The sequence below is a fragment of the Priestia sp. FSL W8-0001 genome, from assembly GCF_038050335.1.
GTDB classification, from domain to species: Bacteria; Bacillota; Bacilli; order Bacillales; family Bacillaceae_H; genus Priestia; species Priestia flexa.
Map to the genome: position 1 here is coordinate 1,498,707 of NZ_JBBPAL010000001.1, position 12,121 is coordinate 1,510,827.

Below are 12,121 nucleotides of genomic sequence, written 5' to 3' on the forward strand. Positions count from 1 at the left end.
TTTTATTTTAGAGATAGATGTTTGTCCCTCACAACTTGTATTACTGTGCCATATACTATGAATGAAAAGATGAATCAGTGAAATGAGGGACAAAGAAGATGGCATTGCAAATTATGAAAATTTTAGCTTCTGCTACAACAGTTGCAACCGTAAGCCCCGTTAATACAAAGTTATTCTACGTTACGACTGCACAAACGGATGGAGGAGGCACGCTAACAATCGATGCTGCTGACTTTTTTTTAGATGATGGCTCAGCAGCAACGACACTTCCTGCACTAGAAAGCAACAATAGCTATTATCAAGTGTACATCAATGGTTTATTACAGATGGAAGGGTTATTGACTTACACACCTGGTGCTACGGGCGTAGGCTCAGTAGCAGTTGATGTACCAATAGGCGGATCAATTTTAACAGGAACTCCTGTTATTGTAGAGGTTGTTAACTTTACACCGGCTTCCTCAACAACCGTTACAACATAATGAAGCGATACGAAAGAAGCAAAGCTACATTTTTGCTTCTTTTTATTATGGAATTTAAGCTAAATAAATTGTAATAAACTGGAGTAAAATTAATGTGTTCTCGGAAGGGACATCTGTCGACAAAAGTTCAAGTATACCTTCATCCACTTTGTAAATTGCAGGAGGTTGAAGCATTCCGTTTACAAATAAATTAGTATAGGAAACCGAATCAGGGCTCAATATGCCGCTGTTTCCGTAGCCTGGCAATTGGTCTTTATTTGTAAAGATGCGCTGTTGTCCATCTGCTCTGGCATAATAATAACCTATATTTGTTTTGGCGATTTTTAAAGGTGGCAAAGAGAACTTGGTTGAAAGCTTTATCGAACGTGTCGTCCAGTCAGTAACTTGTTTAGCTCTTATTGAATGAGAATTTTTATTGTTTTTTTTCATAGTTATACACCTCGCTTTTTACGCGTTCTTCTTATATTAAATCTGCTTTTTATACAATATTAATTTTCTGATAAAAAGTCCCTAATATTAGATAGTTTATGGTGTTAATTACCTTGTTAATAAATAATTGTCTAACAGTAGAAACGTTGATATGATAAGAGTTAAGTGACCATTAGAGCTGTTAAAAGATGTGGTTGCGGAATAGATGAGGTGGCTAGAATGATGAAGATTACAGTAAAAGAATTGAAAAATTATGTAGAAGAGCATCGGATTGTTGATGGACTTCAATCTGTGCGCTTAGAATTAGAACAGCTTGAAAAGGCACCCTCACACCTTACTCTAAGGAAAAAGCTTGCTGAGTTTCAATCGAGCGATGATTTATACGAGCTCATTCGTCTATTAGATGACGGGTTAATGTATCGATATAGTAGCGTGGTTACTCGATACGCTTATCGCCATTTTGGCACATTTCAAATGGCTGTCTTTTTATATGATGAATTTGTTCGTGAAGGAAAGACGCTACAAGCAAAGCGAGAATTGGATTTATTATTAAAAACTACAGATTTAAATACAGTTACACCAAAACAAATTGAAATGGCTTACTTCCTAATGGTACGTATTCTGTTAGAAATTAAGCGGTTTGATGAAGCGAAAGAATGGATGCAAAAAGTCGAGCAATACAACGAAACCGAAATGTTTGATAAATGGGGCTATTTTTATATTCAAACGGGCGAATGGGAAAAAGCAGAATATTATTTAAGCGAGGGTATCGGTGAAAATAAAAAATCTGATATGTGTTTTTTATTTTTGGCGGACCTATACGCTGCAAAAGGTGAGCATGATAAAGCTTTACATACGATTAATGAAGCTTTGGGCATGTATCCTCAGCTACCTGCATTATATATGGAGAAAGTTAGAAAACTAAAAGATTTACAGTGCTATGAGGAGCTTCTTGAGGCTGTTAATGACTTGGAACAAATACTCATTACAAAAGAGTATCATTCTTATTTTACACAGCTCAAAGCAGAAGCCTATTTTTATTTAAAAAATGCAAGCAAGCTACAGGTATTAGTAGAGCAAGAAGAGAGTTTGAAAAATACGCCGTACGCAAAATTAATGAATGATGGACAAGCTGTGAAGTTACCCATTAAACCTATTATTCAAAAAGATAACTACTGCGTTCCGGCAAGCTTAAGCATGATTCTTAGCTTATTTAACCAACCCAAGACACAAGATGAAATTGCTGAACATATTTATAGCCAACTTGGTTCAAAACTTTCAACCGCGGTGGAGTATACGGAAAGTCTAGGCTATAGCTGTCGTTTTTTCACAGGGACTATAGAGACGTATAAGCAACTGCTTCATAACGGTACACCAATACTTGTTAGCGTAGAATTTGAGCATGCTTCACATGTTCAAGTGGTATATGGTTATAATGATCAGCTACAGGCTTTCTATGTGCAGGATCCTAATTTTTTAAATCCTCAGCTGGTTGAGTATAGTGAGTTCGAACGAGCTTACGTAAACTCAGGCTATTTATCAATTGCTATTTGTAAAGAAGAAGCAGGACTTGCGTTTCTTTCAGAGCGTGATCACTATTTTTTTAAAGAATTATATCGCATAACAGAGCTAGTTGAGCAGGATGAAGAGCGTTATATTCAACAGCTAATAGCGCTTCTAGAGTCACATGGAGATATTCCTTTTTCTCCTTTGTTTGGCATTAAGCACATTTTTCGAGAGGATAGTCGTCAAGTTACGTTCGAGTGGTTACACAAACTGCTTACTACGTATCCAAACAATGACTATATTAGGCTACACACAGCTTATGCGTTTTTCCGAACGGGTGAAAAACAAAAAGCAGGTGAGCTCTTGCAACAAGTTAAAGAAAAACGAACGAGTTCATTTTATTATTACTTAAAAGGTAGGATTCATTTTGAAGATGATCAGTATACGCAGGCAATTACGTATTTTCAGCGATCATTGCAGCTAGATATTGAGCAGCATCTTGTACTGAGCTATTTAGCTCTTGCATATTTCTATAAAGACGATGTTGATTACGCTTTTGAACTGTCTCATACTTCACTAAGCTTTTATGATGAAGAGCCATTTTCAAAAGTTAATCATGCACTGATTTTAAATGACCTCGGAAAGACTCAAGAAGCTCGAACTATTTTCGATGAGTTATTGCGTCATGATCGCACAGACGCATTTCTATGGTATGAACGCGCTAAGTGTGATCAGCGCTTAGAAAAAGGACAAAAAGCTTATCGAGGCTTTATGGTAGCAAAGCATCTGCAGCCTGATATGCTTTACCCGTACATTTCGTTAGCAGATTGGTATCAACATGAAAAAGACGATTCGTTAAAAGCTGAGACTATTTTATGTGAAGGAATTAAGCAAGTCGAAAGCAACGAAACGCTCTCACGTCTTCTTGGAGATCTCTATATTGAAAACAAAGAATATGAAAAAGCAATTCAGCTCTTTGCAAATGCTGATACGCCAATGCTTCAAAATGGCCTTGCTTATGCTTATCTGCAAGCTGGCCGTTTATCGGGAGCTTTAAAGCTGTATGAACAAGCTTTAATAGCTGAAGAGTACGATCAAGATGCTTATTTAGACGCTGGGAATGCGTTGGTACATTTTTGCAAAGAAAAGGGCCTTCAAGAGGGGATAGAGGTTGGAATCTCTCTCATTGAAAAAGGTCTTGCTGGCCTAGAGACGGATTTAGATCAAGCTTTAGAATCGTATGTTGGATTTATGAATGATTTTGATCAATTAGAACGAGGAGTTACCTTCTTAAAACAAGAATGGAAAATGAATCCAAAAGAAATTCTTTATGGATGCTATGCTGGCGTACTGTTAGAAGAAGAGAAGCGATATGATGAAGCGATAGCTCTTTATGAAGAGACGCTGAGAGTTGAACCAAATGGCTTTTCATACTATCGATTAGGTGAAGTTTACAAAGAGATGGATTTAGTTGGAAAAGCTAAAGAAGCGTATGAGCTAAGCGTGTATTATGATCGTCGAAACAGCGGTGCGTATGAGAACTTAATACTAATTGCTCGAATGGAAGAAGATGAAGCAGCAGAAAGAGATTACCTATATACCGTACTGCAATTCGATCCATTAGATGTGAATATGGAGCGTTTATCACATTTGTGTAAGACAGAATCCGACTATGCAGAGCTCATTAACTATTTAGAAACCGTTGACACACCTTCACTTCAAGGATGGGTTATGGATAGTTTAGCTTATGTATATGGTGCGAAAGGTGATAAAGACCAAGAGGAAAAGTGCTTGTTAAAAGCGCTAGAGATGAGTCCAAATCAACAAGCCGTACAGCACCACTATGCAAATTGGTGTATTCAACAAGGAAATCTTAAAGAAGCGAAGTTGGTTATGCTAACCCTCATTAAAGAAAACGTGGAAGAAGAGCTGTTTTATGCAACGTGGCTGGAATGCTTCCCATCCCGAAAAGAACTTTTGACACTGTCTACTCATTTAAAGAAACTAAATGTCCCAAAGGAAGAAAAGGCATTTATCTATATGAATACAGCGGTCGCGCTGCAAGCAGTAGTCGAAGAATTTAATGATGTAGAAGAGGAAAGCGCATTTCTAAAGCGTACGATTAAAAAATTTAAAGAAAAAGCAACAATGATTGCACTTTTCGGTATGATCATTGAATTACATGAAACGGCTATAAAGCTAGATCGTACAAATGTACAAGCCGTGCATGCGCTAGCAAGCTTTTATGAAGAAAGGCAGATGGAAGACGAAGCTATTGCTTTGTTAGAGAGAAAGTTAAAAGAAACGGAAGACCTTAGTATTGGATATCATTTAATGCATATTATCATCAATCTCGATCATGATGATGAGAGCGTAAAAAAAGGTTTATCTTTTCTCGGATTTTTATTAGATATAGAGCCTTACAACTTTGATTTCTTATTATATCAAGCGATTCTACTCGGTGAGCAAGGAAGTGAAGTAGAAGCGGAGGAAAAGTTTAAACAACTTTTAAAGCAGCAAAAATATGATCCCAACGTTTATGCTGGATTAGGAAAGCTATATAATCGAATAGAACGTTATGATGAAGCCATTGGCATTTTCAATGAAGGAATTGAAAATGGCCAAACGAACACCTTGCTGTATGTAGAGCTTGGTATTGCCTATCATTTAACGGGGCAGACACAAGTTGCAGCGGAGCTTATGGCAAAGCGATTAGAGGAAGAAGATGACCTGTTTATTCGCTACAATTTAGCTTGTTACCTAGCGAGTATAGGAGATATAAAACAAGCGGAACAAGAGCTTCACCTTGTATTGGAACAAGATGAAAGCGGCCAGTTTTATGAGATGGCAAAAAGAGACGAAGATCTTCGTTTGCTACGTGTTAAGTAAATGAAAAAAGTGCTTTGCAGCTACATATGCAAAGCACTTTTTTATTGGCTGCTTTTCTTAGAAAGGCGGCGTTCTTGAAAAGATGAGTACACTTCGATAACAAGAATAATGAGCGTACCTAACACCAAACCGTTGCTCAAGAATGTCGTTACCAGTGGAGGCAGTGTAGAAAAAGCTTCCGAAGGTAAGAACATAACTCCAATTCCTGCGAATAGAGGAATTCCAGCTTTTTTCATGGCTTGATAAGGAGCAGATGTATTGGAAAACTCATGCATGCCTAATGCAATCATGCTCGCAAAGACAGGGAAAATAGCAGCATAGCCCACGGCTGTTGGTAAGCTAGACATAATGGAAGTGAGCGGAGTAAAAATGCTCACAAATAATAATAAGAACGACGCTACGATAAACGGTAAACGACTGTATATACCAGTTGCTGAAATAAAGCCTCCAGACCCCGAAATTGGAACTGCCCCGACACCAGAGAAAACGCCTCCAAGTAATTGACTAATGCCTGAAGCAATGCCTGATTGTTTGATATAGCTTCCTTTTGTTTTTGTCCCGTTACGTTCATAAACAGATTCAACGACGCGTATGGAAGCGAGCATGTTTGTAATTAAGATAAGCGTAACAAAGAAAGCAGTTGTTACCATGCTCCATGCTATTTTTGGGGGGCCAAAAGCAAACGGTTCAGGGATATAAAAGAGGTTGGGTTGAAACGTAATTTGATCCGTTAAGTTTAAAAGAGCGAACAGTCCCCAACCAATGCCGATGCTTGCAATAATACTAAACTTGTTAAATAGCGGATGTGACAGCATATAAAAAGCCAATAGTAAAATAGCAGCTGAAGCTAACGCGACTGGAAGTTTAATAGTAGGGTTATCGCTTGTTACGCCAAGCATCCCTTTTAAAAATGAACCGCTTAGCTGTGCTACTAGTAAAATTAAATAAGTACCCGTTACGGTTGGGGTAAAATATTTTGCTAGCTTATCAATAAGGCCAAAAGCACTCATTAATAAAGCAATAATCCCGCTTGTAATCATCGTGAATTGTAAAACCTGAAGCGTTTCCGTTCCCGAACCAAATAAAACTGTTCCTAAGCCGGCATAAAGGGAAAATACGCCCCACCAAACGCCAGCTGGGCCTTCCATAATCGGTAATCGATGTCCGATGAAGATTTGAAGTAAGCCTGATGCTCCAAGAATGAAAAGCGTCCGCTGTAAAAATTCAATGGATTCTGTTGGTGAAAGGTTGAATTGAGAAGCGATGACAATTGGAACGATAATGCTATTAGAAATCATAAATAAAAACCATTGTAAAGAAGCAATGGACGTACGAATCATAGTATGCACCTCATGTTTAATCTGTCTAAATCTAGTTTGTTTTAGCTAGTAACTTTTTACATTTTACCACGAAATCGTTGTTTTGAAAGCGATATCTCTATATTAATCTAGAAAACAAATGCTGTAGGTATATCGACGCAGGTAAAGAAACGGTGCAAAAATTGACGAAATATGTAGGGTGAATAGAGAGATAGACAGAAATAAACAATTTATTCCAAAAACAATAAATATTATATTGAAAAAATTCACTAGTGTCGCATTAAAATAATTCAGCGCTTTATAAAAATCTAAATTTTCAGTAATTTTATCTTTGCATAAAAAAAGCCTTTATAATGGTTGGGCGGTAATAAACCATCCAAATCCAAAATAAAGGACAATAAGCATGGATAAGTTTACACGAAAAACATCATTTGAACAATGGTTTTCACCGATTTTCTCCACAAAACTCGAGGAATTGGTTGAAAGCTATCAATTAAATTACTATACAAAGAAGCTACACATTGCGTCATTCTTGAAATTGTTCGTATTCGCTCAGCTCAATGAAACCGAGAGTCTGCGTGCAGTCAGTGAGACATTATTTTCTGACGACCTTCAAAAAGCGACGCATTTAGAAGCGATTAGCTTTTCGCAGCTCGGACGCCGATTAAATCAAGTGCCGACTGAAGTGTTCCAACAGGTATTTTTGGATTTAGTTGCCCAAATTCACGAGAAATCACATTATGAGCAGCGCCGAGAAACGACAACACCACTGAAAATTATCGACTCGAGTACGTTGCCATTGAACTTGAAAAACCATAAGTGGGCTGAATTCCGTAAAACAAAGTCGGGCATCAAGCTTCATTTACGTCTTGTTTACGCAGAAAAAGGCTGTTCCTATCCAGATAAAGCGGTGCTGACAAACGCGAAAGAACATGATCGTGGTCAGCTGGAAGTACTCGTTGACGACAAAGAATGCATGTACGTCTTTGACCGGGGTTACTTGGATTATGAACGATTTGACCGCATGACAGACGATGGGTATTTCTTTGTGTCACGCTTACGAAAAAACGCTGTCATTCGTGTAATCGAGCCATTTAAACTGCCTGAAGACTCGCTTGTGTTTTCAGATGAAATGGTTTTGATTGGTACACCACAAAACCGTGCAGAAAACGCTTTTCGCCTCATCAAAGTGCTCGATTCAAAAGGAAACGAACTGCATCTGATCACGAATCGATTTGATTTAAGCGCTGACGAAATCGCTGAGTTATATAAGTCGCGCTGGGCAATCGAGCTATTTTTTAAATGGCTGAAGCAGCACTTGACTATTAAAAAGTTCTACGCACAAAGCGAACAAGGCGTGCATAATCAGGTGTACATCGCGATGATTGTCTATTGCCTGCATGTACTGGCACAACTGAACACGAATAGTTCGAGAACGTACTTACAAATTAGTCGTTTACTGAAGGCAGCTCCATGGAAATCCGCTCACTTATGGCTACGAAAAATCGCAGGAAAAGCGGTCCCATAAAGGGTTTCCCGCCTCTGTCACACTCGTCAACAGTTATAGTAAAAAAATGGATGTTTACTACCTCTGTTCAAGAGTATTCGTTTTTCTTTATAAAAGGAAAAATAAGAAAACAGAAAATTCAGTTAAAATTTATGCGACGCTAGTGGAAAAAATTGAATAAATATTTTATAATTTTCTTAATATTTACTACAATTAACTCTTTTAAACAAAGAAGGGAGTGTAAAGATGAAGCTATACGTATCTATTGATATGGAAGGAATTACTGGTCTCGTGGATCAAAGCAACGTCTTTTTACAAGAAGCAAACTATGAGCGCAGTAGGCGCATTATGACGCAAGAAGCCAATGCTGTCATCACAGCTGCTTTAAAAAGCCGATGTACAGAAGTGGTTGTAAACGATAGCCATTCAAGTATGAATAACCTGTTAGTTGAAGACCTACATCCTGAAGCCGTTTTAATTTCAGGAAGCGTTAAGCCATATTCAATGGTTCAAGGTCTTGATGATTCATTTGCTGGAGCTATGTTTATTGGATACCATTCACGCGCTGGAATGCCTGGTGTTATGTCACATGCTATGACTTTCGGAGTGCGAAATATGTATATAAACGACGTAGCCGTTGGTGAGCTCGGATTTAATGCTTACGTCGCAGGATATTATGAAGTGCCCATCTTACTTGTAGCAGGAGATGATTATACAACCACCGAAGCGACATCGCTCATTCCAAACATTACGACAGCAATTGTTAAAAAAGCCATTTCTCGTTCTGCAGCACAAACACTTACTCCTAAGAAAGCAGAACAATTACTTCAAGAAAAAGTTGAAATTGCCATTCAAAATAAACACTTAGTCAACCCTTTATTACCACCAACCCAACCAACCTTGAGAATCGAATTTAATAATTATGGTCAAGCGGAATGGGCCAATTTAATGCCAGGTACAAAAATTGAGCCTAATTCAACAATCGTTAGCTTTCAAGCGAAAGATATTTTAGAAGCATATCAAGCGATGCTTGTTATGACAGAACTTGCGATGCGAACTACATTTTGTTAGAAAGTGTGATTAAAAATGAAGACATACATAGTGAAGCGGTTTATTTCAATGATTATCACATTGTGGGTCATTGTAACATTAACCTTCTTTTTAATGAATGCTATACCAGGTTCACCTTTTAACGAAGAGCGAGCTACGAGTGAAGCTGTACAAGAAAATCTAGAGTCGTACTATCACTTAAATGAGCCATTAATTGTCCAGTATTTTATGTACATAAAATCCATTGTTACGTTTGATTTTGGACCATCAATTAAGCAGCCGTCTCAAACAGTAAATGATTTGCTGGGGCGCGGGTTTCCCGTTTCTTTTGAACTTGGAATGGTCACTTTACTTGTAGCTGTATTTTCAGGTATTGCGCTTGGAATTGTAGCTGCACTACGCCGCAATGGAATTGTCGATTATTTAGCTATGACGATTGCTGTTATCGGAATCTCGATTCCCAACTTCGTTATGGCAACGCTGCTTATTCAAAAGCTAGCCGTTGATTGGGCGATTTTGCCGGCTGCTACATGGACGAGCCCGAAGCATATGATTTTACCAACGCTTGCTCTTGCGACGGGGCCAATGGCTATTATCGCGCGCTTGACCCGTGCAAGTATGATTGAAGTGTTAACACAAGACTATATCCGAACAGCAAGAGCTAAAGGGCTTTCCCCCTATAAGATTGTATTTAAGCATGCTTTGCGAAACGCGTTGCTTCCTGTTGTAACGGTGTTGGGAACAATTGCTGCTAGCGTACTGACAGGGACGTTTGTTATTGAACAGATTTTTGCTATACCTGGTATGGGAAAATACTTTGTTGACAGTATAAACACGCGTGATTATCCGGTCATTATGGGAACGACAGTGTTTTATAGCGCCATTTTAATTTTTATGCTGTTTTTAGTAGACATTGCCTATGGCATTTTAGATCCAAGAATTAAACTACATCGAAAGGAAGGATGAGCATGAGTGATTTGAAAGCACAAGAGCCAGTAAACATTCCTGATGAATGGTTTGTACCAAAGCAAAAAGATCGCACCGAGGCTGAAGCTGTTGTGCGTCCTAGCTTGTCTTATTGGCATGATGCATGGCTACGATTAGTGAAAAACAAGCTAGCAATGCTAGGTTTAATCTTTTTAGTTTTATTAGTCATCATGGCCATTATGGGACCGATGATTTCTCCCCACAGCGTCACGCAAACGGCATTTGCGAATCAAAATCAGCCACCTTCAAAAGAACACTGGTTTGGAACAGATGATTTAGGACGGGATGTCTTTACTCGAACGTGGTATGGAGCAAGAATTTCATTATTCGTTGGAGTAATGGCTGCTTTAATTGATTTTATAATCGGCGTTATTTATGGAGGAGTTGCTGGCTACAAAGGAGGTCGCACAGATAACGTGATGATGCGTATTGTTGAAGTCCTATATGGTCTTCCTTACTTGCTAGTCGTCATCTTGCTAATGGTGGTGATGGGACCTGGTTTATCAACCATCATCCTTGCACTTTCCGTGACAGGGTGGATTGGAATGGCCCGAATTGTCCGAGGGCAGGTTCTTCAAATAAAAAACTATGAATTTGTGCTTGCTTCCAAAACATTTGGCACAAAAACAGCCAGAATTATTAAGAAAAATTTGTTACCTAATACAATGGGACCCATTATTGTTCAAATGACATTAACGGTTCCAACAGCTATCTTTGCCGAAGCGTTTTTAAGCTTTTTAGGATTAGGTGTTCAAGCGCCTTTTGCCAGCTGGGGGGTAATGGCAAACGACGGTTTATCTTCTATTTTATCTGGCTATTGGTGGCGCTTATTTTTCCCGGCTTTCTTTATTTCCATCACCATGTTTGCATTTAACGTGCTAGGGGACGGTTTACAAGATGCCCTTGATCCAAAGTTAAGGAGGTAGAAGCGCAGTGGAAAAAGTTTTAGAAGTTCAAGATTTAACTGTGAAATTCGCTACATATGGCGGTGAGGTCCAAGCGGTTAGAGGCGTGTCGTTTGATTTATATAAAGGCGAAACGCTCGCGATTGTAGGCGAGTCAGGATGTGGGAAAAGCGTAACTTCTCAAAGCATTATGAGGTTGATTCCAAATCCTCCAGGAAAGATTACAAGAGGATCAATCTTATTTAAGGGAAGGGATTTAGCAAAGCTTTCTGAAAAGGCAATGAGAAAGATACGCGGCGCGGATATCTCAATGATTTTCCAAGATCCAATGACTGCATTGAACCCAACAATTACGGTAGGGCAACAAATTGCAGAAAGCATGATGCAGCATGAAAATATTACAAAAGAAGCAGCGAATAAAAAAGCACTAGACATGCTTAATTTAGTTGGAATTCCAAATCCAAAAGAGCGCTTGAAACAATATCCTCATGAATTTAGCGGAGGTATGAGACAGCGGATTGTCATTGCCATGGCTCTTGTATGTGAACCGGAAGTACTCATTGCCGATGAACCGACAACGGCTTTAGACGTAACGATTCAAGCTCAAATTTTAGAGCTTTTTAAAGAGATTCAAGCAAAAACAGGTGTATCCATTATTTTGATTACGCATGATTTAGGAGTTGTGGCCCAAGTCGCAGACCGAATAGCCGTCATGTATGCAGGTAAAATCGTTGAAGCAGGAAAGCGGAGAGATATTTTTTATCAACCGCAGCATCCTTATACAAAAGGTCTCTTACAGTCTGTGCCACGCCTCGATTTGAGTGGTGGAGACCTCGTGCCAATTGCGGGTTCGCCGCCAGACTTATTTGCACCTCCTATTGGATGCTCATTTGCTGCTAGGTGTCCTTACGCAATGGAAGTGTGTGATCGCGTGTATCCTGGTGAAATTTTGTTTCGGAATGAGCATTCAGTCAGCTGTTGGCTGCAAGATGAAAGAGCCAAAAAACTAGTATCTACTATAAGCTAGCCTTATAGATACATAAATAGGTA

9 protein-coding genes are annotated in these 12,121 nt (G+C 38.8%); 7 read left to right on the plus strand and 2 right to left on the minus strand.

Annotated features, from left to right (window positions below):
- Positions 1–98: 98 nt before the first annotated feature.
- On the plus strand, positions 99–479 hold the full coding sequence (locus MKZ18_RS07910; RefSeq protein WP_061784819.1) for a DUF4183 domain-containing protein: 381 nt from the start codon (positions 99–101) through the stop codon (positions 477–479).
- A gap of 54 nt (positions 480–533) precedes the next feature.
- Here MKZ18_RS07910 and MKZ18_RS07915 read toward each other — a convergent pair whose 3' ends face one another.
- A complete protein-coding gene (locus MKZ18_RS07915; RefSeq protein WP_061784820.1) occupies positions 534–908 on the minus strand; it encodes a DUF4183 domain-containing protein in 375 nt (124 codons plus the stop codon).
- A 219-nt stretch (positions 909–1,127) separates the two neighbouring features.
- Between MKZ18_RS07915 and MKZ18_RS07920 the strand changes: the two genes are divergently transcribed.
- On the plus strand, positions 1,128–5,303 hold the full coding sequence (locus MKZ18_RS07920) for a C39 family peptidase (protein WP_340842585.1): 4,176 nt from the start codon (positions 1,128–1,130) through the stop codon (positions 5,301–5,303).
- Between the two features lie 41 nt (positions 5,304–5,344).
- Here MKZ18_RS07920 and MKZ18_RS07925 read toward each other — a convergent pair whose 3' ends face one another.
- Complete coding sequence (locus MKZ18_RS07925; RefSeq protein ID WP_239428839.1) at positions 5,345–6,640, minus strand: purine/pyrimidine permease; 1,296 nt, start codon at positions 6,638–6,640, stop codon at positions 5,345–5,347.
- A 385-nt stretch (positions 6,641–7,025) separates the two neighbouring features.
- Here MKZ18_RS07925 and MKZ18_RS07930 point away from each other — a divergent pair, with 385 nt between their 5' ends.
- The 5 genes from MKZ18_RS07930 to MKZ18_RS07950 all read left to right on the plus strand — a co-directional run bounded on the left by MKZ18_RS07930 (position 7,026) and on the right by MKZ18_RS07950 (position 12,098).
- Positions 7,026–8,150, plus strand: coding sequence for an IS4-like element IS4Bsu1 family transposase (locus MKZ18_RS07930; RefSeq protein WP_100347207.1), 1,125 nt, complete (start codon positions 7,026–7,028; stop codon positions 8,148–8,150).
- A gap of 225 nt (positions 8,151–8,375) precedes the next feature.
- The gene (locus MKZ18_RS07935) at positions 8,376–9,200 is read left to right on the plus strand and encodes a M55 family metallopeptidase (RefSeq protein ID WP_340842583.1); all 825 of its coding nucleotides are present in this window, start codon (positions 8,376–8,378) and stop codon (positions 9,198–9,200) included.
- A gap of 15 nt (positions 9,201–9,215) precedes the next feature.
- Entirely contained in the window at positions 9,216–10,145 is a 930-nt protein-coding gene (locus MKZ18_RS07940) for an ABC transporter permease (protein WP_076513231.1), read from the plus strand.
- Between the two features lie 2 nt (positions 10,146–10,147).
- A complete protein-coding gene (locus tag MKZ18_RS07945) occupies positions 10,148–11,092 on the plus strand; it encodes an ABC transporter permease (protein ID WP_035320101.1) in 945 nt (314 codons plus the stop codon).
- A gap of 7 nt (positions 11,093–11,099) precedes the next feature.
- Positions 11,100–12,098, plus strand: a complete 999-nt coding sequence (locus tag MKZ18_RS07950; RefSeq protein ID WP_076513229.1) for an ABC transporter ATP-binding protein — start codon at positions 11,100–11,102, stop codon at positions 12,096–12,098.
- Positions 12,099–12,121 lie beyond the last annotated feature (23 nt).

What these genes read in the sequence shown, in the direction of transcription:
- MKZ18_RS07910 (WP_061784819.1), top strand. Translation starts at nt 99, where the DNA reads ATGGCATTGCAAATTATGAAAATTTTAGCTTCTGCTACAACAGTTGCA.
- MKZ18_RS07915 (WP_061784820.1), bottom strand. Translation starts at nt 908, where the DNA reads ATGAAAAAAAACAATAAAAATTCTCATTCAATAAGAGCTAAACAAGTT.
- MKZ18_RS07920 (WP_340842585.1), top strand. Translation starts at nt 1,128, where the DNA reads ATGATGAAGATTACAGTAAAAGAATTGAAAAATTATGTAGAAGAGCAT.
- MKZ18_RS07930 (WP_100347207.1), top strand. Translation starts at nt 7,026, where the DNA reads ATGGATAAGTTTACACGAAAAACATCATTTGAACAATGGTTTTCACCG.
- MKZ18_RS07935 (WP_340842583.1), top strand. Translation starts at nt 8,376, where the DNA reads ATGAAGCTATACGTATCTATTGATATGGAAGGAATTACTGGTCTCGTG.
- MKZ18_RS07940 (WP_076513231.1), top strand. Translation starts at nt 9,216, where the DNA reads ATGAAGACATACATAGTGAAGCGGTTTATTTCAATGATTATCACATTG.
- MKZ18_RS07945 (WP_035320101.1), top strand. Translation starts at nt 10,148, where the DNA reads ATGAGTGATTTGAAAGCACAAGAGCCAGTAAACATTCCTGATGAATGG.